At 58.5% G+C, this 26,429-nt stretch carries 19 protein-coding genes, 1 pseudogene and 1 riboswitch; of the genes and pseudogenes, 8 read left to right on the top strand and 12 right to left on the bottom strand.

From position 1 onward, the window contains the following. Positions 1 to 23 precede the first annotated feature (23 nt). Both AD949_RS02565 and moaB read right to left on the bottom strand, forming a co-directional pair. On the bottom strand, positions 24 to 602 hold the full coding sequence (locus AD949_RS02565; protein ID WP_048835125.1) for a DJ-1/PfpI family protein: 579 nt from the start codon (positions 600 to 602) through the stop codon (positions 24 to 26). Further along, positions 595 to 1,149 carry a molybdenum cofactor biosynthesis protein B gene (gene moaB / locus AD949_RS02560; RefSeq protein ID WP_048835108.1) on the bottom strand — a complete coding sequence of 185 codons (555 nt, stop codon included), beginning with the start codon at positions 1,147 to 1,149 and terminating at the stop codon, positions 595 to 597. The genes AD949_RS02565 and moaB overlap by 8 nt, the downstream gene beginning before the upstream one ends. 192 nt (positions 1,150 to 1,341) lie before the next feature. Here moaB and AD949_RS02555 point away from each other — a divergent pair, with 192 nt between their 5' ends. Beyond that, positions 1,342 to 2,802 (top strand): carbohydrate porin, encoded by a 1,461-nt coding sequence (locus AD949_RS02555; protein ID WP_052944522.1) that lies wholly within the window; start codon positions 1,342 to 1,344, stop codon positions 2,800 to 2,802. Here the strand turns inward: AD949_RS02555 and AD949_RS02550 are convergent. Together AD949_RS02550 and AD949_RS02545 are read right to left on the bottom strand one after the other, a co-directional pair. Next, a complete protein-coding gene (locus AD949_RS02550; protein WP_048835109.1) occupies positions 2,786 to 5,584 on the bottom strand; it encodes an AAA family ATPase in 2,799 nt (932 codons plus the stop codon). The genes AD949_RS02555 and AD949_RS02550 overlap by 17 nt on opposite strands. Further along, complete coding sequence (locus AD949_RS02545) at positions 5,581 to 6,726, bottom strand: metallophosphoesterase family protein (protein WP_048835110.1); 1,146 nt, start codon at positions 6,724 to 6,726, stop codon at positions 5,581 to 5,583. Before AD949_RS02545 ends, AD949_RS02550 begins: the two co-directional genes overlap by 4 nt. 278 nt (positions 6,727 to 7,004) lie before the next feature. On the opposite strand from AD949_RS02545, the gene AD949_RS02540 reads away from it, so the two are divergent. From AD949_RS02540 to AD949_RS02510, 7 genes are all read left to right on the top strand, one after another. Beyond that, positions 7,005 to 9,089 (top strand): FUSC family protein, encoded by a 2,085-nt coding sequence (locus tag AD949_RS02540; protein ID WP_048835111.1) that lies wholly within the window; start codon positions 7,005 to 7,007, stop codon positions 9,087 to 9,089. Positions 9,090 to 9,091: 2 nt separating this feature from the next. Next, positions 9,092 to 9,292 carry a DUF1656 domain-containing protein gene (locus AD949_RS02535; protein ID WP_048835112.1) on the top strand — a complete coding sequence of 67 codons (201 nt, stop codon included), beginning with the start codon at positions 9,092 to 9,094 and terminating at the stop codon, positions 9,290 to 9,292. 17 nt (positions 9,293 to 9,309) lie between these two features. Next, positions 9,310 to 10,272, top strand: a complete 963-nt coding sequence (locus tag AD949_RS02530; RefSeq protein ID WP_048835113.1) for an efflux RND transporter periplasmic adaptor subunit — start codon at positions 9,310 to 9,312, stop codon at positions 10,270 to 10,272. 227 nt (positions 10,273 to 10,499) lie between these two features. Next, positions 10,500 to 11,375 (top strand): hypothetical protein, encoded by an 876-nt coding sequence (locus AD949_RS02525; RefSeq protein WP_096430518.1) that lies wholly within the window; start codon positions 10,500 to 10,502, stop codon positions 11,373 to 11,375. A gap of 101 nt (positions 11,376 to 11,476) precedes the next feature. Beyond that, entirely contained in the window at positions 11,477 to 14,827 is a 3,351-nt protein-coding gene (locus tag AD949_RS02520; protein WP_048835114.1) for an efflux RND transporter permease subunit, read from the top strand. Between the two features lie 103 nt (positions 14,828 to 14,930). Continuing rightward, a complete protein-coding gene (locus tag AD949_RS02515; protein WP_048835115.1) occupies positions 14,931 to 15,170 on the top strand; it encodes a DUF3297 family protein in 240 nt (79 codons plus the stop codon). A 109-nt stretch (positions 15,171 to 15,279) separates the two neighbouring features. Further along, positions 15,280 to 16,539, top strand: a complete 1,260-nt coding sequence (locus AD949_RS02510) for an NAD(P)/FAD-dependent oxidoreductase (RefSeq protein WP_048835116.1) — start codon at positions 15,280 to 15,282, stop codon at positions 16,537 to 16,539. Positions 16,540 to 16,865: 326 nt separating this feature from the next. Here the strand turns inward: AD949_RS02510 and AD949_RS02505 are convergent, their stop codons facing one another. The 8 genes and pseudogenes from AD949_RS02505 to AD949_RS14260 form a co-directional block, all read right to left on the bottom strand. Continuing rightward, positions 16,866 to 19,460, bottom strand: coding sequence for an MMPL family transporter (locus AD949_RS02505; protein ID WP_048835117.1), 2,595 nt, complete (start codon positions 19,458 to 19,460; stop codon positions 16,866 to 16,868). A gap of 112 nt (positions 19,461 to 19,572) precedes the next feature. After that, entirely contained in the window at positions 19,573 to 20,583 is a 1,011-nt protein-coding gene (locus AD949_RS02500; protein WP_048835118.1) for a lysylphosphatidylglycerol synthase domain-containing protein, read from the bottom strand. A gap of 51 nt (positions 20,584 to 20,634) precedes the next feature. Next, positions 20,635 to 21,117, bottom strand: a complete 483-nt coding sequence (gene ribH / locus AD949_RS02495; RefSeq protein WP_048835119.1) for a 6,7-dimethyl-8-ribityllumazine synthase — start codon at positions 21,115 to 21,117, stop codon at positions 20,635 to 20,637. 30 nt (positions 21,118 to 21,147) lie between these two features. Beyond that, positions 21,148 to 22,494 carry a bifunctional 3,4-dihydroxy-2-butanone-4-phosphate synthase/GTP cyclohydrolase II gene (locus AD949_RS02490; protein ID WP_048835120.1) on the bottom strand — a complete coding sequence of 449 codons (1,347 nt, stop codon included), beginning with the start codon at positions 22,492 to 22,494 and terminating at the stop codon, positions 21,148 to 21,150. Further along, complete coding sequence (locus AD949_RS02485; protein ID WP_048835121.1) at positions 22,479 to 23,081, bottom strand: riboflavin synthase; 603 nt, start codon at positions 23,079 to 23,081, stop codon at positions 22,479 to 22,481. The genes AD949_RS02490 and AD949_RS02485 overlap by 16 nt, the downstream gene beginning before the upstream one ends. A 2-nt stretch (positions 23,082 to 23,083) precedes the next feature. Then, a complete protein-coding gene (gene ribD, locus AD949_RS02480; RefSeq protein ID WP_048835128.1) occupies positions 23,084 to 24,103 on the bottom strand; it encodes a bifunctional diaminohydroxyphosphoribosylaminopyrimidine deaminase/5-amino-6-(5-phosphoribosylamino)uracil reductase RibD in 1,020 nt (339 codons plus the stop codon). A gap of 104 nt (positions 24,104 to 24,207) precedes the next feature. After that, positions 24,208 to 24,354: riboswitch (FMN riboswitch) on the bottom strand. 133 nt (positions 24,355 to 24,487) lie between these two features. After that, entirely contained in the window at positions 24,488 to 26,008 is a 1,521-nt protein-coding gene (locus AD949_RS02475) for an outer membrane beta-barrel protein (RefSeq protein ID WP_048835122.1), read from the bottom strand. Between the two features lie 54 nt (positions 26,009 to 26,062). Continuing rightward, positions 26,063 to 26,429: pseudogene (locus AD949_RS14260) on the bottom strand (hypothetical protein); the annotation flags it as partial.

The raw sequence follows: 26,429 nt of genomic DNA, 5'->3' as shown, positions 1-26,429 counted from the left end.
AACAGGAGGCACCTGCCAATGCCCTATATGGTCACACTTGCTCCAAGCACGCTCAGAAACTGTGCGAGCCATGCCGGATGCGCGGGCCATGCCGGGGCTGTCACCAGTTCTCCGTCCGTTACGGCATCCGTCACCGGAATATCGGCGTAAGTCGCACCCGCCATTTCCACTTCCGGGCGGCAGGCCGGATACGCGGAAACCCTGCGGCCCTTGATGATGTCAGCAGCGGCCAGCAGTTGCGCACCGTGGCAGATGGCTGCCAGAGGGCGGTCAGCAAATGCTCTGACAATCTCAATCACCCGCGGGTTTAGCCGCAGATGTTCCGGCGCACGGCCACCGGGGACAATCAGGCCGATATAATTATCCGTATCAATCTCATCGAACGTCGCATTCAGTTCAAACGCATGTCCGGGTTTTTCGCTGTAGGTCTGAGCGCCTTCAAAATCATGAATGGCCGTGAGAACTTTATCCCCCGCCTTCTTGCCGGGGCTGACCACATCCACCTTATAGCCAAGCATCAGCAACGCCTGATACGGCACCATGATCTCGTAATCTTCCACATAATCGCCTGCCAGCATCAGCAGTCTGACATCTTCAGTCATGGTCATGATCCTCCTTCAGTCCTTCACGCAGCCGGGGCATGAGTTCAACGAAGTTACAGGGGCGATGGCGGCTGTCGAGTTGGAAAACGAGAATGTCATCCCAGCCGTCCTTGACCGCGCCGGTTGAACCGGGAAGCGCGAACAGATAGGTGCCGTCCGCAACGCCCGCGATAGCGCGGGACTGAATGGTGGACGTGCCAATCTTGCGGTAGGACAGCATTCTGAACAGTTCGCCAAAGCCCTCAATGCGCTTTTCAAGCACACGGTCAAAGGCTTCTGGCGTCACATCTCGGCCGGTCACACCCGTGCCGCCGTTGGTGATCACCACATCAACCTGCGGGTCTTTAATCCAGCGGGTGAGTTGCTCTGTAATCTGCCCGACATCATCCCGCACAATCGTGCGGTCCGCCAGAACATGGCCCGCCTGCTCAAGGCGGGAAACCAGCGCCTGACCGGAGGTATCGGTTTCAAGAGTGCGGGTGTCGGATACGGTCATGACCGCAATCCGCACGGGCAGGAAAGGACGATTTGTGTCGATTTTTGTCATAGACGGACTTCATCATCTGCCGCCACAGGCGTCAACGCATTCCGGGACGTGTCCTGCGGCGGACTATCGTTAAAAAGTCACTAAAAGCTTCTAAAACGTCCAAAGAGTGAAAAAAAGTTTAGACATTCTTATGCCGCTTTGAAACAATATGAACACTTGCCTCATGCACCTTCAACAAAAACAAAAAGAAACATGAAAAAAATCTCCCCCGGTTTTTCCATCCTTTGCGCCCTCTCTTTTGCCTGTGTTCTAACGCCTGCCTTGTCCCACAAGGCATCCGCGCAATTGCTGACAGGCGGAAACAGTGCTGCAGGCCTTTGGCCTAGTCTGGAAGCCAATAATGAGGCCAACCCGGTGGAAGACCCCGGTCCGCTGTTTTCAGCGCCCTATGGGAAAAACCATTTTTTCGGGGATTGGTGGGGTGCGCAGCCTTGGCTACTGGACCACGGCATTCACATTCTGGCCGACGTGCATGAGGAACTGGCGGGTAACTTCCGCGGCGGTATGCGCCAAGGTGTGACCAATGCCGGGCAGGTTGGGGTGGAACTGGATGTGGACTGGGGCAAGCTGACAGACCTTGATCTGCTTAAAGGCTTCTGGTCCCACATGATGGTGGTGAACGGCCACGGCCAAAATCTGAGCACCCGGTTTATCGGGGATTCCATTGGCGGTGTGCAGCAGATTTACGGTGCCCGTGGTAACGTGGTGGCCCACCTTGTCTATCTGTATGGTGAGCATGCGTTTCTAAACAACCATGTGGACATCAGCGCTGGCTGGATTCCGGTGGGCAGCTTCTTCGCCGCGTCTCCACTGTTCTGTATGTATATGAACGTGGCAATGTGCGGGAACCCGGCCCCCAACAAATACACGGAAGGCAACCGTGACTGGCCATCAGGCAACCTTGGCGCCGTAGCGCGTGTCATGCCCACCAACAATACCTATATTATGGCGGGCCTGTTTGCTGTTTCCCCGCATGCCTTTAACGGCGGCATTTCCGGCTGGGCCTGGGCGCAGGATGGTTTGGGCAAGTTCTCAACCCCAGTTGAGATCGGCTGGCTGCCGTCCTTTGGCAGAAACCATCTGGTTGGCCATTATAAGGCTGGCTACAGCTACGATAACTCCAAATATAAAGACCTGTACGAAGACATTAACGGCAACCCTTGGGTGCAGACAGGGGAACCCGCCCGCTATCACGCAGGCCGCGCCAGCGCATGGATACAGGCGGACCAGATGCTTGTGCGCAATGGAGATGGTCCGACAAACGGCCTGATTGCTCTGGGCGGCTATATGTGGACAGACGGCAAGACCACCGCCATGGCTCACCATCTCTGGGGCGGTATGCTGGAAACCGGCAAACCATGGGGCCGACCGAATGACAGTATCGGCGTCATGTATCAGTGGCTACAAATGAGTCGCACGGTCGCCCTGCAACAGGAAGCTTCCATTATTGCGGGGCAGGATTTCCAGTCTAACCAGTGGGGGCAGGTCTGGGGTGTGCAGTCTCATGAAAATATTTATGAGGTCTTCTACAACGCCCACGTAGCAAACGGCCTGACTCTTCAGCCGGATTTCCAGTATATTAACCGTCCCGGTGGGACGACGACTTTCCATGATGCCGCCGTTATGGCGCTCCAGTTCAACGTCGTTCTGTAATTTCCGGAATGGGCCGCAGGGTGAGAGCCCTGCCGCCTAGTCTGGCAAAAGCCTCCGCATGGCAGGTGAGCAGCAAGATCTGGAACCGGGTTGCGGCGTCCGCCAACACGTCAAACATCAGTTCCAGCCGCTGAGAATCTGAAAAACTCAGCGCATCATCCAGCACCAGAATGGCGGGAGACTGCCGGGCATGGAGCAGTTCCGCAAAGCCCAGCCGCACCAGCACGGCAATCTGCTCCCGCGTACCGTCCGATAATTTATCAAACTCTTCCGCCGTCCGTCGTGTCAGGCCAGACAGGCCGAACTCTGTATTCAGTTCCAGAGACGCACCGGGGAAGACGGCGGAAAATGCGGGCTGCATGGTCCGCACCAGCGGGGCGAGGTAGCGTTCTGTCTGCGCTTTCTCAGCCTCACTTAACGTCTGGTCCAGCAGCGCCAGTGCGGCACGTTCCCGCTCATACCCGTCACACTCCAGTCTGAGGCGGGAGGCCTTGCGCCCGGCTTCGGCAATTTTTTCGTCCAGCCCTTCCCCTTCGGCCACACGCACCCGGGTTTCTCGCTCCCGAATATCTTCCCGCAGGCGCGTGATCGTACTGCGCGCATTCTCCAGCGCCTGCTCCCGGCGTGTAATCCGGGCCTCCACAACGGAAAGAGGTTGCTCCGTCTCCCGCCCGGCCCGGAGCGCCTGCATATGGGCTTCCGCCTGTGTCTGCGCGTGCGCCGCCTCTATGGCCCGCGCTGCCAGAGCCTCATCACTCTCCCGCGCTGCACTGACAGCCAGTTCCCGCCCAATCTGCTCGCGCTCGGCCTGCTTTTGCCGGAGGGCCGTCTGGGCCTTGTCCTGCACGGTCTGAGCCGCGTTAGAGGCTGCCTGATTGTCACGTTCCGCCTGCCGGGCCGCATCGGCAGCGCGCGCTGCCTCATCTTCTTCCTGCCGGGCTCTTTGTTGTAGCGGCTGAACAGCGGCGTCTGTCTGCTCAGCCGTTAAGGTGCTGTCCTGCCCTGCCGGAACTGCTGCATCTGGTGTGCTCTGGTCAGTCTGTTCGATACCGTGGCCGAATGCGCCTGTTGTTTCCGCCCCGCACGCTTGCGCGAAAGCCTCCTGCTCTCGAGCCAGTGCGGCAGCGTTATCCTGCACGGTCTGCCGCAACGTCGCCAGAGCCGCGAACAGAGCGGCGTCACGCTCATCTGACGCTGCGGGCAAAGAGGCGACAAAGCCCGCGCGCGCTTCCGCAATACGGGTTTCTGCCTGTCGTCGTTCTTCAAACAGATGTTCAGCCTGCTCCGCACTCTGGCACCCGGCAGCCAGCAAGACCGCCTCAAGCTGTTGCCGGGCGGTGTCTGCTGTAGCCAACACGTCATCATGGTCTTTGACCGCTGGTGTAATGCGAAACTGGCCAATGCCCTCAACGCGCAAATCAGCCGCCTGCGTCAGAACGCTCTCCCCCTGCGGGCAGGGGTTTCCGTCCAGCATCACGCGGCCCGCTGCTTCAGGCAGCAGCGTTATGGTCAGTCGTGTGGCGCGGGCACTCAGGGCCGCCTTTGCTGCGTCCTGCTCCCTTACGGCTTTCCGCACCCGGCGAATTGCTGCCTCATCAACACGCAGAGCCGCCAGCGCGGCGCGGGCCTGTTCCAACCGGGCGCAGGCCGCTTCAGCCCGGTGCAGCACCTGTTGGTCCCGTTCCAACGCCGCTCGTTGTTGCAAAACCTCGGCTCGCCGTGCAACCGCCAGTAGGGCTTGCCGCGCTGCCTGCTGCCGCTGCTCGGCTTGCTCACGCCGGGTCCGGCTTTCCTCATAACGCTGCCGCGCCTGTGCCGTCCGGTGCGTGAGGGCGTGCAGGTCATGCTGCATTTCCGCTGCCTCACGCTCTAGCCGCTGCTGGGCCGTCTGCCGCTCCTGCCGCCGCTCCTGCTCATCCCGGATGCTGTTGCGGGTCTGTGTTACTGTCGCGAGGGCCGCTCTGGCGGCCTGCTCCTCCGCATCCGCAACACGCAACGTATCCCGCAACTGGCGCAGGGCCAGAAGGTCGGCTTCATCCTCCGCTTTGCGGTTTGGGTCTTCCTGCTCCCGCAAAGCACGGCGCGCCTGATCCAGCGCAACCAGATCCTCTTCCAACACAGCGCGTCTGCGTTCAAGTTCTTGCACGTCAGTTTGCGCCTGTGCCTCCTGCTCCAGCGCCTGCTTGTATTTTCCTGTGGGCTGGGCACTTTTTGCTGTCTGGAGCAGATAAAGCCGCTCCCGAACGCGGCTGAGCACAGCACTGGCCGCAGCCCCACCGGTCACCTGTTCCACGCCCTGTTCCAGACAAGTGCGCAGGCTGTCCTGCCCGGTCTGGTTTAAGTCAGGCTGCGTAAAGCTTTCTCCCTGCCCTACCAGCAGCGCGTTCCATAACCCTGCGGCCTCACCCTTGCTGGCCTCTTCCAACCCGAGAAGTGTACGCAGTTCTTCTTCCGCCTGATCGCCCTCAAACCGCTGAGGCCCGAGGGTCAGGCGCGTAAAGGCTTTTGAAAGAAACTGCTTTTCCAGATGGCAATCCACGCCCCTCCACGTGAAGGAAACAGCAACATGCGGGGCACCGCCGCCATGAGGCTGCAAATCCTTCACGAGCTTTGCCTTGGAACTGGACCGCACCATCAAAACGGCCTTTAGAGCCGCCAGCAACGTGGATTTTCCAGCTTCATTCGGGGCGGCCAGCACATTCAGCCCTGCCCCTAACCCGTCCAGCCTCACGGGAGAAGCAAAACGCCGGAAGCCTTCAATCTGCAAATCTGTCAGGATCATCCTGCCTGTGCTCCCCTCTCCTGCCAGAACAGAAACAGCCGTTGCAGGGCTTCCGATGCAAGCTGTCCTTCCGCCCCTCCGGCCTCTGAGCGCGCCAAAAGCTGCTCCGCCGCAGCGCGCACGGCCCCACCGGCTCCAAACCGATCCAGATCATCCAACCCTGCTGAGAGATACGGCGCGCCGGTCAGCCGCAAACAGGCGACCGCACCGCTCAGGCGCTTGAGCACCGTATTTTCATAAAGTGCCATATCCTCCACAGAGAGCAGGCCAGATACCGCTGCCCACACCAGCACCGCGCCCGGGTTATCAGGCGCAATACTGCGGATACGCGCTTCCAGAGCCTGAACATCCTGCCCGGATGTCAGCACCACATCATTCAGCTTTTTCCAGATATAGCGCCCGGTTCTATGGCGTGTAATCTCCGGTTCCGCCCGTACGCCGGGCAGCGTAACGACAACGGCCTCACCGCCACCGCCCCCACCCGTTGTAAAACGGTCTGTCTCCGGTGTGCCGGAATAGAAGGTCCGCGCATCAATCCGGCAGAAGCCGTGCCAGTCTCCCAACCCCAGATAAGCCAGCCCCGCCCGCCGGGCGCGGTCCACCGCAACCGGATTATGCTCGGACTCAGCCTCCCCGCCAAACCCCACCACGGACCCATGCGCCAGACCAATGCGCAGGGCGTCCGGCGGCGTTTCAGCCTCATCCATATAGGCTGTCAGGTCCGTTAGCACATGCCGCCGTTTCAGCACGGCAGGCAGCAGCCACGCCTGATGCGCCCCATCCAGCAGGACCGGGCCCGGCTCCCTGTGCAGCGTAACATTCTCCGGCAGACCGCTGCGGGTCAGACGCGCCCAGACACCTTCCGGCTGGTCCGCATCATGATTGCCGGGAATCAGATGCCACTGGACATCCGCAAACTCCCGCATCCGCTCAACGGGCTGATGCAGGGTGCGGTCCCCCGGTGTTTCATGCTCATACACATCCCCAGCCACCAGCACATGGGTCACCCCTTCCTGCCGGGCCAGAGAACCCAGCCGCCGGATGACTTCCAGCCGCTCGGCCTGCAAAGCGCCAAGCGTATCATCATCCGCAAAGCGGAAAGTCCGGCCAATCTGCCAGTCTGAAGTGTGGATAAATTTCATAACCCGATCACAGTCGTGAGAAAGTCTGCCTCAATTCAGCATATCCCCCGGATGTATCATACCCTCAAACCCCTGCTTACATGGACCATCCGCCATGTTTTGCAGTGTCGCGGCAGGGTTCCACGCATTTTATGCAACCCGGCTCAGCGCGGAAAAATTCCCCCACAGAATTATATTTTATTTTAATAGACTTACTGATCTCAGGAGTCGGCTCAAGCGGTGCCTCCTGACACTGTGTACTCTGGAAAAGCTTTCAAGCGGCAAGGACAACGGAAAGGATGAGCCTGAACACCCCAGCCGCCTCACCTATCCGCTTTTGGAAGGGCTTTCGCCCCGCCCTCCCGGCTTCCATTTTCCCGCCCGGCTGGTTCCAGTTTTGCCTGCGCACATGGCTTTCCGCTTCACTCGCCCTCAGCACGGCATTCTGGTTGCAGCTTTCGTCCCCCGGCTCCGCCGCCGTAACAGTCATGATTCTCGCCCAGCCTTTACGGGGGCAGGCGCTCTCCAAGGCGGTCTATCGTCTGCTTGGCACCCTGATCGGCGCGTTTGTCGCCCTGTTTCTGACAGCCTGCTTCAATCAGGATCGCGTCGTGCTGCTGGGCGGTGTCGGTCTGTGGCTGACGCTCTGCACCATTATCGGCACACTGGAAAAAGATTTCCGGGCCTACGCCGCCATGCTTTCCGGCTATACCGTCGCGATTGTCGGCATTAGCTGCATTGATAATCCGGCGGGTGTTTTTGATGTCACGGTAAACCGTGTTTCCTCCATTGTGGTCGGGATTGCCGCCACGGCAGCGGTCAATAATATTTTTGGCTCTCCCACTGCGTGGGAAAAACTCGCCACCAACCTACACCGCGTGGCCAATATGGTGCAGCGCATCAGCCGGGATGCTCTGGCCGGACATGGCGTTCCCGATGATATGGCCTGCGCAGGTCTCGCCGGGGAGATTATTGCGCTGACATCGCAGGTGTCCTTCGCCAAGACAGAATTGCCCGATGCCCATGTTCGTCTGGCGGGTGCGCGCTCCGCCATGGTGGCCTTGCTGGAAATGCTCAGTTGTAGCCGGGCCATTGCCGCCGTGCTGCGCAAGGGAGAAATTTCCGGCCCGGTGCTAAACCATATCCGCAGCGCGTTTGGGGATGGCACACCTGTGGCTTCTCCCCGTCAGGTCGTGCGGGATCTGGAAGATCTGGCGCGTGAAGCCCATACGGAAGAACTGGACCAAGGCCCAACGCTGGATGAAGCGTGGTTAATTGAGCGCTCCATGGCGCTCCTGTCCGATGCCCGCTGGGCTACGGATGGGATAGACGCCTTTGAAAACGGTCGGCGCGCCCGGACCCAAGCCCCTGAACTAAAAATCGAACAGCATCAGGACGTCATTGCCGCCCTGCTGGCCGGATTACGTACCCTTACCGGATTTTCCGTTGCGGCGGGGCTGTGCATTATTTCGGATATTCCCTCTACCTATACCGCTCTCTCGCAGGTGGCAGTTATCCTCACATTGGCGGCCTCAACCTATAATGCGCGTGGGTTTGGCATGGGCGCGCTGCTTGGCACACCGCTGGCGATTATTGTGGCGGCAATCCTGAATTTTCGCGTCCTGCCGCATGGGGCGGATATGCCTTTTCTGGCCATGGCTATCATCCCCGTCATTTTTGGGGGCTGTCTGCTGCTGATGAACCCTAAAACCGCGACAATGGGTTTTAACGCGGGGGTATTTTTCTTTGTGATTCTGGGCGTGGCGAATGAACAGAATTACGAGCCTTCTGCCTTTATTGACCGTAATGTGCTGTATCTGTTTGCCGCCATTGTCATTTTCATCGCGCTGGTGCTGCTCCTGCCGCCATCCGCCAACAAACGACGTTTTCGCGTTGCCATTACCATTGGGCATGACCTGCGGCTACAACTGGAAGGCCATGGGGAACAGGCTGGTTCCGCGCTTATCAGCCGCCATTATGACCGGTTGTGCAAAATTCTGGACTGGAACAGCTACCTCCCCAACACCAAAGCCAAAGTCCGGGTATTTAACCGGCTTTCCAGTCTGGATGAGTTGAACGTAGAACTGGCCCGTGCCCGCCGCCACCTGCAACGCGCCGCCACCATTCCTGCCATCCGCGCGGATGCCGAGGCCGCGTTTCGCGCCACGATTGTCTACAACATCAACTCCGCCCTGTATCGCATGCGGCGGCAGGCGCGCATCCTGCTGGATCATGCCATCACACTACCACATGGTGAAATGGCGACGGCGCTCGCTGCTGTCTCCGGCATGGTCGGGGCCATCCGGCTGCTGGAACATAACCGTTCGGCCCTCCAGCTTTACGACATCCTTCCTGTACCCGACCAGCAATGGAAGGCGTTCTGAGCATGGAATTACGCGCTGTTCTGGATATTGATGGCCTGCTGGTCTCCTCGTTTCTGGTCCATGCCGGGCTGGCGCTGCTCACGCTGCTCATCCTCACCCCCATTTTGGCGAAAGTGGGCGCGCGCAGAGTAATCTGGAATCTGCCTCTGGCTGAATTCGGGCTGTTTGTCTGCCTGATCGGCCTTTACACCCTTCTCTTGTAATAAAGGATTGTCGAACCGTGTTTGAACGCGCCCGCCGCGCCCTGCAATTTGTCACGACGGGGACAATTCTCGCCATTGCGGCCATCGTCGGCCTTGTGTTGTGGGACTATTATACTGCTGCCCCATGGACACGGAACGGGCAGGTCCGTGTGCAGGTGGCCGATATTGCACCGCGTGTCTCCGGCCAGATTATTGCCGTGCGTGTGCGGGACAACCAATTTGTCCATGCCGGGGATATTCTCTACGAAATTGACCCGTTCGACTTTAAAGTCGCGGTTGCCTCTGCCACCGCCCGCGTGAATGAGCGTCAGGCGGATATGATGCTGAAAGACTCTCAGGAGAACCGCCGCAACAAACTGACGGAAGTTGCGGCCTCACGTGAGGAAAAGCAGGTCTTTCAAGCCACGGCGGATATGGCCAAAGCCCAGTATGGGGAAGCGATGGCGGCCCTTTCTCAGGCTAAGATCAATCTGGACCGTACCTATGTTCGCAGCACGGTGACAGGCTATGTCACCAACCTAATTATGCGCGTGGGGGATTTTGCAACCGCTGGCAAGCCCAATGTCCGGGTGATTGATGCCTCATCCTACTGGGTGGACGGGTATTTTGAGGAAACCAAAATCCGCGCCATCCATGTGGGAGACCGCGTGAGAATGGATCTGATGGGCTTCCGGGAGCCCATGTGGGGCCATGTTATCAGCATTACGCGGGGTATTGCCACGCCTAACGCAACACCCTCCACACAGGGCCTCCCCTCCGTGGACCCGGTTTATACATGGGTGCGACTGGCCCAGCGTATTCCAGTACGGGTGCATATCGACAGCATTCCCCCCGGCACCCAGATTGCAGCGGGCATGACCACCACAGTCACCATCGTCGGCAGTAAAGGCAAACGCGCGCATGATACGCTGGCTGAAACGCTGGCCCGCCTGCACGACGCCCTGATGGGGGGCACAGGCGGAAATCAAATTAGCAATTAAGACAATTAAGATAGAGACTGCGGCAGGGCCAGAGCCTCGGCCAGCAGCGTATCCCACACGGGTGAAAACTGGTCGGAATGGGGATAGGGGGCAAAGCGGTCAAGATAGCTGCCCTCCTGCTGGATATGCTCGTCGCTCTATTTTCTCTCTTTGTTCCGCAACATTACTTATTAAACACAGGTTTTGTGCCATACTCCCTCTCCTCCTGACGAATCAAAGACGGTGCGATGCCCAACCCGCTTTTCCCTCGCTTTTACTGGACGCCCCGGCGGGCTGCTGGCACAAACAGAGGCATGGCCGGACAGTACTCCTTTTCCCAACGCACTACACTGGCCGCGTTCTGCTGCCTTCTTTCCGGCGGGCTTTTTAGTGCGTTTTCTGGCGGGGTGAGATGTGCGGAAGCCACGACGACACTGGTGGTCCACACACCTTGCCTGCAAAGCCTCCACATCCTCAGCGACCATGCGCAGAGTGAGGCCGCCCGCATTGATGGCAAAACGCCTGCGGCAATTACACTCAAAACAGCGGACAACGGCGCTACCACGCTTGCTCAGAGCCGTTGCACAGGCGCGGACTCTCTGACGGTCTCCGTCCGGCCAGAAATCAGCCTGACCATTGATAATGCCGGCACGACAAACATCACAATGGAAGACCGCACCGGCCCGACCTTTATCCATGCTGGCAGCGGCACCCTGAAATTGGGGAAAACCGGGGAGCTCGGGCTGTTTTCTGACTCGTCCGGCCCTATCACCATTTCAACACTGGCAGACTCCGCCCGCATCCGCTCGGAGCAGAGCGCACCCATTACCATCACCTCTATCGCCGCCCCCGCTCTGGCTCTGTATCTGGGCGGAAGTGCAAGCTTTACCGCCAGTTCCGGCCACCTCAAGGCGCTGGAAATTACCTCCGCCAGCACAAAGGACGCCGTTTTTCATGGCGTGACGGATGTTGGCCTGTTCCACGTTCAGCAGAGCGGCGGGATCAGTGTTGACAAAGTCACTGGCGCACTGGCAACGGAACGAGACGGAAGCGGAAAGATTATCAGTGACGCCGCAGCGCCCCCGCCGCGCGTGCGGGCGGACAAGGCCAACGTTCTGCCGTAAGGCCCGGCGGAAGCCGTGCCGTGTGTCACTCTCTTTAGTGCTTCATGTAACGCCGCGCTGGCCCTGCCCGCCTGCCAGCCCTCTGGGTAAGGAAGACCGCTTTGTCCATCTGCCGACTTTTTATTATGCGTCCCGTCGGCACCGTTCTGATGGCCATGGCATTTGTCATGGCAGGCTTCTTTGCCTATCGCGCCATGCCGGTCGCGGATTTGCCCAATATTTCGGTGCCGGTGATCTATGTCCTCGCCACCCAGCCGGGCAGTTCCCCGCAGCAGATGGCCAGTTCGCTCACCACCCCGCTGGAACGGCATCTGGGCCAGATTGCGGGCCTGACCAGCATGCGCTCCGACTCAACGGATACCAACGCCTTCGTCCTGCTGTTTTTTGATAACAGCCGCGACATTAACGGTGCTGCGCGGGATGTAGAGGCCGCCTTGCAGGCTGCCCGCGCGGATATGCCGCACACGCTGCTTATGCCGCCGCAATATTACAAGGCCAATCCGTCTGACAGCCCGATTATGCTGGCGACGCTCACCTCCCCCACCCGCTCCGTCACCGCCCTGCGGGATATGGCGGAAACCCGGATGAAACCCATGCTGGCCGGGGTAAAAGGCGTTGGCTGGGTGGAAATGGTCGGTGCTTCCAAACCCGCCGTGCGCGTGGAAATGAACCCGATGATGCTGTATAAATACGGGATCGGGTTTGAGGACGTGCGCTCGGCTCTTGCGTCCGCCAACGCCAACACACCCAAGGGTTTTCTAGATTCCGGCGGCCAGCGCTTAACACTGGAAACGAACGATCAGGCCCGCACGGCCAGCGAGTATCGGGATCTTGTTATCGGTTATCGCAAGGGTCGCCCTGTCCGCCTGACAGACGTGGCCTTTGTCCATGACGGCCCGCAGGATGAGCGGAAGGCCGCATGGTCTAACAGCCAGTCCGCCATCATCACCATCATCCGCCCGCAACCCGGCGCCAATGTGATTGAAGTGACGGACGCCATCCGTGCCCGGGCCGGTCTTCTGGCTAACGCGCTGCCTGCGGATGTGCAGTTCAGGCTGGTGTCAGACCGCTCCGTGTCCATCCGGGGGGCGCTGGAAGACACGCAATATACGCTGCTAATTTCCATCGTGCTGGTGGTGCTGGTTGTTCTGGCCTTTCTGCGGAGCTGGCGGTCCACGCTTATTCCCGCCATTACCGTGCCCATCTCGCTGGCTGGCTCACTGGCTGTCATGCATCTGCTGGGTTTCTCGCTGGACACGCTCTCCCTCATGGCGCTGACCATCGCCACCGGCTTTGTGGTGGATGACGCCATTGTGGTGGTGGAAAATATTGCCCGCCACATGGAAGCAGGCATGGGGCGGATGGAAGCCACACTGCTTGGCTCGCGTGAGATTGCGTTTACCATTCTCTCCATCACAATCTCCCTGATTGCCGTCTTCCTGCCGCTGCTGCTGCTTAGTGGCGTTCCGGGCAAGATCTTCTTTGAATTTGCGATGACGCTGACCACAGCCGTCTCCGTCTCTTTCTTTCTGTCCATCTCGCTCACGCCCATGATGTGCGCCTACATGCTGGAAATCCATCATGAGCCGGACCCGAACGCCCCGCCGCCCCGGCACGGACTCCTGACCCGCGCAGCCCACCTGCTGGCCGATGGTACGGATAAAGTTCTTGGATGGCTGATGCACAGTTATGAACGCTCGCTGAACTGGGCGCTGCGTCACCCGTGGCTTATTTTCTGCACTCTGCCCGCCAGTTTTTTTGCGACCATCGGCATCCTGATCATCATGCCCAAAACAATGCTTCCGGCGGAAGATATTGCCCTGCTGGAAAGCTATGTGAGCGCTGACCAGACAAGCTCTTTCGCGTCCACCTCCGAGCGGACAAAAAAGGTTATCGCCGCCATGATGACGGACCATGATGTGCGCGATGTTCTCGGCTTTGCCGGAGAAGATGCCCCCAATGAAGCGGAAGTCTTTGCCCAGTTGACGGACAAGGCCTCCCGCAGCTCTACCCCGGAACAGATTGCCGCCCGCGTGCGGGCACGGGTGAAAGATATTCCGGGCATGAGCATCAGCATCTCCAACGCCGGGGATATCAATGGTGGCGGCGGCCGTCAGCATGAAGGCACGTTTCAATATATTTTCCGGAGTGACAACGCGGAGGATATTTACACGTGGGTGCCTCGCATTACGGAAGCCCTGCGCAAAAGCAAGGTGATTACTGGCGTCAGCAGCCATCTGTCCGGTAATGGCATGGCCATGCATGTGCGTATCCAGCGTGATACGGCAGCGCGGTACCTGATCACCCCGCAGTTGATCGGCAATGCGTTATATGATGCATACGGCCAGCGCACGGCGTCCGCTATCTCCACCTCTCTCACCACCTATTATGTGGTGATGGAAGTGGAAAAGCAGTTCCGGGAAAATCCGGATATGCTGAAAACCCTGTGGGTTTCCACAGCGGGTGGCACAGCCTCCGGCGCGACAGCATCCAACACCGTACGCGTTGTCAAACCCTCAAACGCCTCGGAATCCAGAGAAGCCTCCCTCAGCCAGCTTTCCTTCCGTAACGCGATTGCCAACCGTCTGGCTGGCGGCGGCGCGGGGGCCTCCAATGGTTCCGCGGTCTCTTCCTCGTCCGAAGTCATGGTGCCGCTGCCAACTGTCGCCAAACTGGAAACCGCGCCAACCCCGCTTCAGGTCAGCCATGAGAACGGCTTTATTTCCGGCTCTATTTCCTTTGACCTCGCCCCCGGCAAATCTCTGGGGGATGCTTCCACGGAAATTCAGACGGCCATGTTGACGCTGCACACGCCGCTCAGCCTGCGCGGTGATTTTTCCGGACAGGCCGGAGATATGCAGAAAGACATGATCAATGAACTGCTGGTGTTCGTTGCCGCTATTGCGACCATGTATGTCACGCTCGGCATCCTGTATGAGAGCTACATTCAGCCGCTCACCATTCTGTCCACCCTGCCTTCCGCCGCTGTGGGGGCTATGCTGACCTTGTGGATTTGCGGCGAATCATTTTCCCTCATCGCCATGATCAGCGTTATTCTGCTGATTGGTATCGTCAAGAAAAACGCCATCCTGATGATCGACTTCGCCCTGCATGTCGAGCGGGACCAGAACATGCCCCCGGAAGAGGCTATCCGCACGGCCTGCCTGACGCGCTTCCGCCCTATTTTGATGACCACTCTGGCCGCCGCCTTTGGCGCGGTGCCGCTGGTTTTCGGGCATGGATATGGGTCCGAACTCCGCCGCCCGCTGGGCATTGCCGTAATCGGCGGGCTGGCCACCAGCCAGTTGCTAACCCTGTATTCCACCCCGGTTGTCTATCTGTTCATGCACCGGCTGGGCCGCTGGGTGCGGCGCAAAGGGGCCGCTCTCGGAGCCAGACTGCGCTTTACCCGGCACACCCCCACAGACGCAGCGCATACTGGCACACCCTGAGCGCGCCCTCAGCGCATTGACCTGAAAGCAGAATAGGCAGTGCGTCCAAAATTCGCTAAGAAAACGGCGTTTAAGACCCTTTATCTGTAAGGAATGGTTCCTCATGACCGATACCACCGTCCCCGACCGCCTGTCCGTCAACCCCACCAGCCCATATTTTAATGAAGCCCTGCTGGAACGCGGCGTTGGTATTCGCTTCAAAGGCGTCGAAAAAACCAATGTGGAAGAATATTGCATCAGCGAAGGCTGGGTGCGCGTTTCTGTTGGCAAGACCGTGGACCGTAGCGGCAACCCGCTGACCATGAAATTGCAGGGCCCCGTGGAAGCCTGGATTAAAGACTAACCTGCGCTACAAACATGCCTCCCCAATAATTAATGACTTTATTAAATTATTGATGTTTGTGATACTGCTCACAGCAATCTGATGTGAAACAGTCTCCGGGAGAGCATGCATGGTCCAGTCTGAAAGCGGGAAAACCGCGGATCTTCGCTATACAGTCGTCATCGTAGGGGGGGGCACCGGCGGTCTTGCTGTCGCCGCCCGCCTACTGCGTGAGCGGCCAACGCTGGATGTGGCTGTTATTGAACCGGCAACCACCCATGCCTATCAGCCCGGCTGGACGCTGGTTGGCGCGGGTGTGATGACGCTGAAAAGCACGCTCCGGCAGGAAGGTGGCCTGATTCCCAAAGGCTGCACATGGCTGCGGGCTGCTGTGGAGACTTTCCAGCCGGAAGAAAAGCAGGTCACGCTGGCAGATGGCCGGACTGTGGCCTATAATCGTCTGGTCGTCTGCCCCGGCCTCCAGCTTGACTGGGACAAGATTGACGGCCTGACGGAAACACTGGGCCGCAACGGTGTATGCAGCAACTACTCCAAAGACACTGTGGACTACACATGGACGTGCATCCAGTCTCTCTCTGGTGGCACGGCGCTGTTCACCCAGCCCCCCATGCCGATTAAATGCGCGGGCGCTCCGCAGAAAATTGCCTATCTGGCCTCTGACTACTGGCGGAAAGAGGGCACGCTGAACCGCACGAACGTAGAGTTCTGCCTTGCGGGGGATGCCCTGTTTGGGGTCGCTTACTATCGCCCTGCCCTGCAAGAAGCGATTGATTATTACGGCATCAATCTCCAGTACAGGCACACGCTGATTGCCGTGAATGGGCCGGAACGCAAAGCGACATTTGCAGTCACCACCCCGGATGGCAAAACAGAAAATGTTGTCAAAGATTTTGACATGCTACACGTCACGCCGCCGCAGAGCGCGCCAGACTTTGTCAAGAAAAGTCCGCTCGCCAATAACGATGGCTGGCTGGATGTAGACCCCTCCACCCTGCGCCATACGAAATATGACACTGTTTTCGGTCTGGGTGATGTGGTTGGCACCTCCAACGCCAAGACCATGGCCGCAGCCCGTGCGCAAACGCCAGTGATCACTGCCAATCTGCTCGCATCTCTGGACGGCAAACCGATGAGCGGCATTTACGACGGCTATGGTGCCTGCCCGCTGACGGTTGGATATGGCAAAATTGTTCTGGCGGAATTCCTGTATGGCGGCAAACCCGCCCCCAGCTTCCCCTACGACCAGCGCCAACCCAGCCGTTTTGCATGGTTCCTGAAAAGCACCGTCTTCCCCCGCGTTTACTGGGACATGATGCTCAAGGGGCGTGACATTAGCATACCGCACCACCCGGAGTGGATTAAACTCTGATTTCCGGCTGAACTAAACTTTTAAGACCCTCGCCTTGTGCGGGGGTTTTTTATGAGCATTGCCACTCACGCTAAGGATCACGGTCCAGCGTGGAATAAGGCCCATGCCTGACACGCCCTGACACGGGCAGGGCTTACCAGTCATAGGGGGTATTTTCTTTAACCCGCTTATCATCACCGCCCCTGCTGTATGCCACAGGACTTATCAGTGGATAGTCTGGGTCTCTCATACAGGCATTTTCGACAATCCGTTATGCCGCCCATTACATAGAAAAAAGGCCGCCCCAATCCGGAGCGGCCTTTATTTCTATGAAGGCTATAAGCCTCTCAAGCGTCGTCTATCGGGCGCTTTGGCAGAAGAGCCGGGACAAACACCAGTGTTGCCAGCAGGGTGCAGCCCAGCGAGAGCAGCAACAGACGGCCCATGCTGGCCGTGCCGGGGTGATGCGATAAGGCTAGAGACCCAAAGGCCGTACCCGTTGTCAGCGCGGAAAACAGCACGGCCCGAGCCGTGGGGGATGCCAGCGGGAATTTCACCCCATCGCGCCAGTTCATGACGAAATAGATGTTGAAAGACACGCCAACCCCGAGCAGCAGCGGGAGGGCAATAATATTGGCGAAGTTCAGTGTCTCTGGCAGCAGAACAACAAGAATGACAGTCATCAGAGCCGAGAGCATAAGCGGGGCCAAAACCAGCAGCATATCCTTCACACGCCGCAAGGCGAGGAAGAGGATGAGCGCGATCATGATAATCGCCGCAGCGGCGGCCTGTTCAAACGCACGCACAATGGAACGCGCGCTTTCCACAATATCAACAGCCGTCCCGGCAATATCCGGTTCAACCTGCTGCAACGCCGTTACAAACTTACGCAACGCCCCGCTGCTGGACATAACGCCCGTCGGGTGTACTTCCACCAGTGCGCGGCCATCCGGCAGCAGATAGTCATTAGCAATAGAGGGCGGAACATCCTTCAACGTGACGGGAGTTGCCTGCAACATAGTGCGCAACTGGTCCAACTGAAGCGGCAGGAAGCGCACCAGATCGGTATTGGCCGCAAGAACCTGTGCATCTGGCGCGGTGGAAAGCTTAACAAGAGCTGCCTGAATGCGCCGCAGCGGGTCCTGAGCGGAAAGCTTGTCCAGCACCCCACCCAGTGCCGTCGCGGTTGTGGCGGCGGACGCACGCAGTTCGTCAGCATTCGGGGCCGGTTTCGGGTTGGGCACAATCAGGGTTGGCAGCAGGATGGACGCGGCGTCCTGAATCAATGCCAGTTTTTCATCCTGTTTGGTCGGAACAAAAGACCCAAGCCACAGAACATCATGCACCTGCGGGATGCTGGAAAGACGGTCCGCCTGCTTCTGCGCATCGTCCAGAGACTTTACCAGCAGTTCCGCACTGTAGGGCGAGGATTGCGGGTTGTTCATCAGCAGATGCAGCGCGCGCATGCCTTCAGAATTGGGGTTTTTTGTGTGGAGCGGGTCTCCGTCAAACTGGAGTTGGGGCACCAGAGCAATGCCCGCCGCTGCAATAATCCCGAATATCCCGAGCACCACCATGCGGTGATGACGGATCTTCACATCCACCGGCTTCATGAAGCTGTAGCCCATATCCGGGCAGTCCAGTTTTGGATGAAAAATTTTCAGCAGGGCTGGCAGCAGGCTGGTGGTGGACACAAAGGCCACCAGCATACCAATCCCGGCAATCAGCCCCAACTGGGCAACCCCGAGGAATGCGGTCGGCGTGAAAGCCAGAAAGCCCGCGGAGGTCGCAAGGGCGGCCACCAGAATCTGATGCCCAGTTTCCTCACCCGTTTCCCGCAGGGCTTCCAGAATGCCTGCATTGCCAGATTCCACATGCTGCGCACGGAACCGCACCGAAAACTGAATGGCGAAGTCGACCGCAATACCAACAAACAAAATAGCGAAGGCCACAGAAATCAAGTTGAGCGTGCCAACCGCAACAGCAGCAAAGCCAGTTGTCAGTAGCAGGCCGATCACCAGAGTAATGACAATAGGCACCACCACGCGCCATGACCGCACGGCAAGCGCCAGCCAGAGCGTGACAAGGGCCAGAGAGCCGATCAGACCGGTGATCATCCCTTCCGCAACGGTCGCAAACTCTTCATCATCCAGCTTGACCTGCCCGGTCATGTGAACCTTGACCTGCCCGCCTTTGACAAACTCAAGGGATTTGATGGCCTGCACCATGGCATCAGACGCAGCACCCCCCGGCTGGAATGAACCGTAGTCCAGCTTAGGCTTGGTGATGACAAACTGATACCGCCCAGCCAGATCAGACAATTGCCCACCCAGAAGCTGCTGCCATGACAAGGGTTGCGGGTGGCCTGCCGCAGCCTTTTCCAGATTATTGGCAAAGCCCGCCAGCGGGGCCTGAAAGCCTTTCAGCCCGTCAGCTTGCCCCTGTTTAATGCCCTCGGAAATAAGAGAGAGCGCGCCAAACAGGCCACGGGCGGACGGGTCCTGCGCCAGTGCCGACAGAAAAGGCTGGGCTGTAATAGTATCGTTCAGCACCTGAGAAAGCGGCTGAGGGTCCAGAAACATCAGGCCGTTGCGCACCAGATACGGGTTGGCATCCGGCCGCACGGCAAAAATGAAGTGCGTATGGTCCGCTGCCAGTTTTTCCGCCAGAACGCGCGCTGTCTCACGCCCTTCTTCCGGCAGATCAGCCTCAATGACCGCAACCAGCAGATTTTCTTTCTGCGGGAACAGACGGCCCATTTCATCCGAACGCTGCTTCCACGCCAGACGGTCGGACAGCATCTTGCTGGTGTCCGTCGTCACGCCGAGGCATGTCATCCCCGCATAGACTGCCCCGCAGGACAGAAGCAGAAACAACGCCACAACCGCAACGGCATGGCGCGCGCAGACTGTAATGAAACGACCTATGAGGGCAGAGAGCATGACTGACAATCAGATCCTGAAAAGTTCACGGCACAAGGCCCAAAGCTGCTTCCGTTTGGACCAACCCACCAGCCTGATGCAAGGGAGGATATGCAGATCACGCCTGACGGACTTACAGACCGGAACGGGAAAGCGGATTTTTGCACCCGTTGCGCGGCTGTGCATCCCATCGATGTTCCAACCACTGCCACACCAGCAGAGAGGGCACACCCCACGCAATTTCCCGCACACGTTTGATAAGGGAGAGAGCAATAGCCAGTGCCGGACTAATGCCAAATAGGCCACCAATCAGCAGATAACCGCCTTCTGATACGCCCAGCGCGCCGGGCACTGCAAAGCCCACGGATTTTGCGGCTTCCCCCACGCCCTCAATAACAAAACCAACGGAGAGCGAGCAGTCATGCCCCATAAAATGCAGAATAAGGCAGACTTCCACCGCTCCCAGCGCCCACGCGATAAACTGGAGCCAGAGCGCCATGACGGCATTGCGCTTGACCTTGTACAAGCCAAGAACCGCCTGATGCAGCCCGCGAATACCATCAACACCGTTCCAGCCCAGATGTCCGGCAATTTTAACCAGTAACACCTCAACAAACGCGACCGCCCCGAGCCACTGGCTGATAAACAGCGCAAGCCCGACAGCCAGAGCAATCAGGGCGCTTTCCAGTAATTCATCGGTAATGGGAGAGCGTTTGACCAGAAACAGCAGCAGACCAAGCCCAAGAAAGGTGAAGATCACCTGACTGAGCAGTTCAAGCGTGAGGTCACAAATGGTGGCCGCCGCGGCATGCCGGGTGCCAAGGCCTCGCCGAGCGAGAAGGCGGCTGGACCAGACCTCCCCGCCCACCTGCGCCACGGGGAGGAGATTGTTGATCCCTTCCCGCACGCAGCGCAGCAGAAAATAGTCGCGCCATGGCAGAGAAGGGGACAGACTATTCCCGGCAATGGTGCGCCACGCCTGTGCTGAAAGCGCCACCTGCACGGTATGAAACAGGATGGCGGCCAGAATACCCCAGCCGCCTGTCATGATGAGGGAAAGGATGGAGCGCGCGCCGAACTGCATCAGCATCCAGACTGTCAGCCCCAGCCCCAGAAGACCTGCGATGACGGTAACCCGCTTCATTCTTCCCCCTGCGTTACAGGGCCGCTGGCTCCATCCCGCCGCCCTTATGCATCAGACCCTGATCTGACGAAGCAACGCAAGAGACTCCACACAGGCTGCGGCAGCTTCCCGCCCTTTATTGTGCACATCATCGCGAGAACGCACGGTGGCCTGCTCATCCGTGTAGGTTGTGAGCACACCAAACGCGATTGGTGTTTCCGTAGCCAGTGAGGCCTGCATCAACCCGACCGTGGTGCCAAGGCTGATAAATTCAAAATGAGCTGTATCGCCTTTAATGACGCAGCCGAGGCAGATCACGCCTTCAAATTTGCCGGTTTTGGCCAGCGTCTGTGCCAGCAAAGGCATTTCAAACGCGCCGGGGGCTGCAAAAACATCTCCTTCCGCCACCGTAATGCCGTGCTCGCCCAGCCATGCCAGTGCGCCATCCCGCAGGCCACCCGTGACCTCCTCATTAAAGCGGCTGACAATCAGCGCCAGACGCGGCATGGGCGTCAGGTTGAGGTTGGGGAGAGAAACGGGATTGCGTGTGCTCATGGCGTTATCCTTAAAGAAAACTTTGTAAAATTAGACCGTGACGGTGGCTGGGGCGTCACTCACAGAAAAGTGACTCAGGCTATGCCCCATCCGCTGGCGCTTGGCATGCAGATAGGCGCGGTTGTGCGGGTTAACCGGCGTTTCCAGACCGAGTCTTTTCCGCACCTGAAAACCCCGGGCTTCCAGCGCGCGTACCTTGTCTGGATTGTTTGTCAGCAGATCAAGCTGGCCTATGCCCAGATCACGCAGGATTCCAGCCGCTGCCGCCCAGTCCCTCACATCCGTGGCAAATCCAAGCCGATGGTTGGCATCTACCGTATCCAGCCCGGCATCCTGCAATTCATAAGCCCGGATTTTATTCACCAGACCAATGCCGCGCCCTTCATGCCCGCGTACGTAAACCAGCACGCCACACTCCGCCTGCCCAATGGCTTTTAGAGCTGCATGCAACTGTGTCCCGCAATCACACCGCAAGGAACCGAGGGCGTCACCCGTCACACATTCAGAATGCATCCGCACCAGAGGCACCGCACCCGGCGCTGCGGGATTTCCTTTTACCAGCGCCACATGCTCCACCCCACGGGAATCCCGGAAGGCATGGATAGCAAGGTCTTCCCCGCCATAGGCGCTGGGCAGGGCGGCGGTTGCGAGATCTTCCATCTCTTCTTCTGCCGAAGCTTCGGCAGAAACATCCGCTGATTTTGCTTCAAACTGCGCAAGCGGCGTCAGGCCGTGTGTGCTGACCCACGTCACCAGTTCCGCAATGGAGATAATCGGCATGTCATGCTGCTGGCCATACACATCCAGCGCCGGACGGCGGGCCATAGTGCCATCTTCATTCAGAATTTCGCAGATGACCGCCGCAGGACGCAGGCCAGCCAGACGCAGCAGGTCTATGGAGCCTTCCGTATGGCCAATGCGCTCCAGCACCCCACCGGGAGCCGCCCGCAGCGGGAAGATGTGGCCGGGTGTTGCCAGATCGGACGGCTGCGCAGCTTCGGACGTCGCCACCAGAATGGTATGCGCCCTGTCCGCTGCGGAAATGCCGGTTGTTACCCCTTCCCGCGCCTCGATAGAGACTGTGAAGGCCGTGCCGTGCCGGGCGGTATTGTCCCGCACCATCATGGGCAGTTGCAGCTTCTCCACCTGTGCGGGTGGCAGCGGCAAACACACCAGGCCGCGCGCATGGGTGATCATGAAATTCATGGCCTCTGGCGTCATGAATTCCGCCGCCATCACAAGGTCGCCCTCGTTCTCGCGGTCTTCATCATCCACCATAATCACCATGCGGCCCGCGCGCAGAGCCTCTACAGCGCGACGCAAGGTATCAGACGGCTGAGCCGCCCCGACCGGAGCGTTTTTCACTGGTTCTGACATAGAGCCTCCACATATTTGGCAATCACATCCACTTCCACATTCACCGCATCCCCCAGCACCAGTTTACCGAGGTTGGTATGTGTCCATGTGTGCGGAATAATCATCAGCGCGATACGGAACGTATCGCCCTGCATAGCGCTGAGTTCATTCAGCGTGAGGCTGATACCATCCAGCGTGATGGAGCCTTTTTCCACCATGTAGCGGCGCAGGCTGGCGGGCACTTCAAACACCACGCGGTGTGCATCGCCCGACGGCGTGCTTTCCACAAATGTCGCGGTGCCATCCACATGCCCCTGCACAATATGGCCGGACAACCGGGTGGCGGGTGTGACGGCCCGTTCCAGATTAACAAAGCTGCCGACCCGCAACGCGCCCAGTGTGGTGCGGTCCAGTGTCTCGCTACTGACAAAAAACTGCACCAGACCGTTTGCGGATGGGGCTGTCGCCGTCAGACACACACCATTAACCGCAATGCTTTCCCCCTCCGCCACATCTCGCAGGCCAGTCTCCACTTCCAGCATGACAGACTGAGCACCGGGCTCCACTTTGCGCACAGGGCCAAGGGATTCAATAATTCCGGAAAACATGGTTACTCCTCAGCGCATCGTGCCCACTCTGGGAACAGAGCAAGCGGCGTTGTTGCATGACGGGTTGAAACGGAAAAATGGTCTGCGCCGTGCGCATCCTGACGAATGGTAAGCCAGTCATCCCACAGCCCCTGCGCCCGCAGGGCAGCCAGCAAAGTCGGGCCAGCTTCCACCATGGCCCACAGCGCTGGGGTTTCAGCCAGCAGAGCGGGAAGTTCCTGAATATCGGGGCAGAATGTCACGTCAAAGCGCGCATGCGTCTGCTCCCGCCAGCGTAACGGCACATGCGCTTCCTGCCCGCAGACCACCAACGTTCTGCGGCGGTCAGCATGGTCCGGGACATGCCGCACGGTAAAAGAAGGATTATCCGCCAGCACCGTGCCCATGCCGGTAATGACCAGATCGGTCGCCCGGCGCAGGCCATGTGCAAAGCGAAGGGACTCTGGTGTTGTAAACGTGGTCTGCCCGGCAGGAGGCACCATGCTGCCATGCTGGTCTAGCGCCTGTTTGACGGTAATCCACGGTCGGCCCTGCACCATCCGCATCGCAAACGGTGCGATGAGCGCACTGCACTTGGCGGCGAGAACGGCCGCGTTCGGGGCATCCGCCAGCCAGCGCACCGTAACACCCGCTTCTGTCAGTGCCGCCGCGCCGCCGCCCACCACATGCGGGTTGGGGTCCGGGCATCCAATCCAGACAGTTTTAACGGGAGAGTCCAGCAGCGCCTCCGTGCAGGGGCGCGTCCGGCCTGTGTGATTGCAGGGTTCCAGCGTGACAACCGCCGTATGCACGCGCGCGAACACCCCGACCTGCTTTGCTTCTTCCAGCGCAAGCCGCTCCGCATGAAGCTGTCCCGCGCGATGGTGTGCCGCCACAACCAGCACCTCACCAGCTTCATCCAGCAACGTGCAGCCCACGGCAGGATTGGGAGCCGTCTGGCCTACAAACTGCCATGCCTCCGCAAGCGCTGCCTCAAAGGCCCGCGCGACACAGTCCGGTATCAATTCTGAAGGGGTTTGCATCACACCCTGTACCCATCTGCCAAAAACATAACCAGACAGACTCAGGGCAGATAGCAGAGAACACCCCTTGTGCCCCCGCATGGACGCGGAGACCCAAAGGCCTGCACCGTTCTCTCTCATCCGGACTGTAACCGTCGGCTCCGGAATTACACCGGATCTGCTGACCCTGCCGAAGCAGGCGCTCGCGGGCTTATAACGGAAAACCGTTACTTACCGCCGGTAGGGATTTTCACCCTGCCCTGAGAACGTCACGGCTGCATAGACAGCAACCGTGTCTGTTATGATGGGGTGAATATAGTCTGCTTGCAAGGGACAATGCACTCAGAGCAGGCCAAAACAATACGTGAGGTCCGGTTTTCTGCCTGTGCTTTAACTGTTCCCGTTTTAAAACGCCCACGTAGCATCACAACTGAACCAGAGCATATTGTTGGTGCCGTTATTCACAACCGGGTTGGACACCGTGCCTGCCTGATTAAAGGGATGTGTGCCATTCAACGACTTATCCAGACGGATTTCCGGCCGGATGGTCAGAGCACCAAGGCCAAGCCGCCTGTTGATAAATTGCGGCTGGTATGCTGCTCCAACGGTCAGTTCCCCATATGTTGTCGGCGGGGCGACATAATAAGGATAAGGCTTGTTGCTGAGAGAACGCGTATAGGACGTCAAACTCGCATATTGCGCGGTAATCCCGCCGGTATTGTCGCGGTAAATCTCGCCACGGGCATTTAGCGTCAGCCATGGATGGATGGCCCATGCCAGATAAGTGGTAATGCCGTAGGCATCATCACGGGTCAGATCATCATGGAGGTACACGGCATCCACCGTCACCGTCACGGCCTTGTTCACGTGATATGCCGCCATAATGTTTCCATTATACTGCATTTTCCGGTTGGCTTCCGGCCCCACCCCGGCGCTTGCCAAGCCATCCGGTGAGATAAGGGTCCGGCCGTTATTGCCCTGCGGCCCAAAACGGCCAATGGCATGCATATCCAGCTTACCATCCAGCAGATGGTTAAACGTAAATCCAAAATAGCCTTTGGGCTTGTTGTTATTGCCGTATTTTCCAAAGGTCACGGAATTCCCGGTATCAATCCCGACAATCCAGTCCGCATGTTTTGCCAGATGCATGGTGGCGACAATACCAACCGTCTCAAACGGCACGATGTAGTCGGACGCATAATTGAATGTATAGAATGGCCGCGCCTGTGCCGGTGTGCCTTCCACCCCCATCAGCCCGTACATCTGCCCGATCTGCACATCTATCCCGTGGCGGAACAACCAAGGCATATGGACGTCCAGATGCGCCTGTGTAGGGGCCCACTGATACAGGCTATGGAGCGAGTCTGACGCCATGCCAATCGTCGGGTCAAACCGTGCATCCGAGCCATACATAGCCTCCAGCACAAAGCCGATTCCATACCCGCCCCCCACACTTGTAACCGGATGAGAAAGTGACCCCATAATCTGGTTCAGCGTGACGGTATTGGCCCGATCGGCATAATATTGCGCGAAGTTCCGGCCCGAGCGCGTCCACGGGTTCCCGGCAATCCCGGCTTCGATACTGAAATGGCCTTGCAGCCCATCCCAGTAGCTCAGCTTATGCCCGCCCTCCGGATGAAACAGATTACCCGCTTGCAGCTTGGGCATATCATCCTGAGTGACTGTGCTTGTGGGCACGGTGAGTTCTTCCGCAGGGGACACACCTTCAGGCTTTTGCGCGTTGAGCGGCAGATGCGCGGGCTTTTGCACGCTACCCGGCTGCACCCGTTTTTTAGGGACAGATGTGCGTATAGCAGCAGCAGGCTGTGCCGACGTTTCCGCGCGGACAAGTGAAGGACACCCTCCACACCCCATCAACAGCAAAGAAGCCAGAGAAACCTGCTTCAGTCTGGTGTGCTTTGCCATCTACCTCAGTCCATTCCAGAAAATATCGAAGCCACAAGACATGATTCGACGACGTTAATGAACTGGCTGTTTTCTGGATAGAGCCATGAATAGAACAGACAACTCCCCCATAAATGCCAGATCAATGCAGAAAATAGTGCCGTTGCAGCAAATAACCGCCACCAGAGCACTAATCGCCCCCATCGGCGCAACCCCTGACAGAACCGAGGAAAGCGGCGCACGGTAGGAGCAATGTAAATCACACTCCATACGCCACCGCCGCCAGAAAAGACTGATCATGCTCAGTATAGACGTGGTCCACATGCCTCCAAATCGTGTGAAAATCTGCTCAACCTTACCAAGAGTTCCGGTATGACGCCCACTATGCTGGACGCGACCCCGTGATGCTGGGGATGTTATTTGCTCCTCCCCCCCCCCCCCC

Source organism: Acetobacter orleanensis (genome assembly GCF_001581005.1).
GTDB lineage: Bacteria > Pseudomonadota > Alphaproteobacteria > Acetobacterales > Acetobacteraceae > Acetobacter > Acetobacter orleanensis.
This window is presented reverse-complemented; position numbering and strand designations above follow the sequence as displayed.

Coding starts and splice junctions, on each gene's coding strand:
- AD949_RS02565 (WP_048835125.1), bottom strand. CDS start 602: ATGACTGAAGATGTCAGACTGCTGATGCTGGCAGGCGATTATGTGGAA.
- moaB (WP_048835108.1), bottom strand. CDS start 1,149: ATGACAAAAATCGACACAAATCGTCCTTTCCTGCCCGTGCGGATTGCG.
- AD949_RS02555 (WP_052944522.1), top strand. CDS start 1,342: ATGAAAAAAATCTCCCCCGGTTTTTCCATCCTTTGCGCCCTCTCTTTT.
- AD949_RS02550 (WP_048835109.1), bottom strand. CDS start 5,584: ATGATCCTGACAGATTTGCAGATTGAAGGCTTCCGGCGTTTTGCTTCT.
- AD949_RS02545 (WP_048835110.1), bottom strand. CDS start 6,726: ATGAAATTTATCCACACTTCAGACTGGCAGATTGGCCGGACTTTCCGC.
- AD949_RS02540 (WP_048835111.1), top strand. CDS start 7,005: ATGAGCCTGAACACCCCAGCCGCCTCACCTATCCGCTTTTGGAAGGGC.
- AD949_RS02535 (WP_048835112.1), top strand. CDS start 9,092: ATGGAATTACGCGCTGTTCTGGATATTGATGGCCTGCTGGTCTCCTCG.
- AD949_RS02525 (WP_096430518.1), top strand. CDS start 10,500: ATGCCCAACCCGCTTTTCCCTCGCTTTTACTGGACGCCCCGGCGGGCT.
- AD949_RS02515 (WP_048835115.1), top strand. CDS start 14,931: ATGACCGATACCACCGTCCCCGACCGCCTGTCCGTCAACCCCACCAGC.
- AD949_RS02510 (WP_048835116.1), top strand. CDS start 15,280: ATGGTCCAGTCTGAAAGCGGGAAAACCGCGGATCTTCGCTATACAGTC.
- AD949_RS02505 (WP_048835117.1), bottom strand. CDS start 19,460: ATGCTCTCTGCCCTCATAGGTCGTTTCATTACAGTCTGCGCGCGCCAT.
- AD949_RS02500 (WP_048835118.1), bottom strand. CDS start 20,583: ATGAAGCGGGTTACCGTCATCGCAGGTCTTCTGGGGCTGGGGCTGACA.
- ribH (WP_048835119.1), bottom strand. CDS start 21,117: ATGAGCACACGCAATCCCGTTTCTCTCCCCAACCTCAACCTGACGCCC.
- AD949_RS02490 (WP_048835120.1), bottom strand. CDS start 22,494: ATGTCAGAACCAGTGAAAAACGCTCCGGTCGGGGCGGCTCAGCCGTCT.
- AD949_RS02485 (WP_048835121.1), bottom strand. CDS start 23,081: ATGTTTTCCGGAATTATTGAATCCCTTGGCCCTGTGCGCAAAGTGGAG.
- ribD (WP_048835128.1), bottom strand. CDS start 24,103: ATGCAAACCCCTTCAGAATTGATACCGGACTGTGTCGCGCGGGCCTTT.
- AD949_RS02475 (WP_048835122.1), bottom strand. CDS start 26,008: ATGGCAAAGCACACCAGACTGAAGCAGGTTTCTCTGGCTTCTTTGCTG.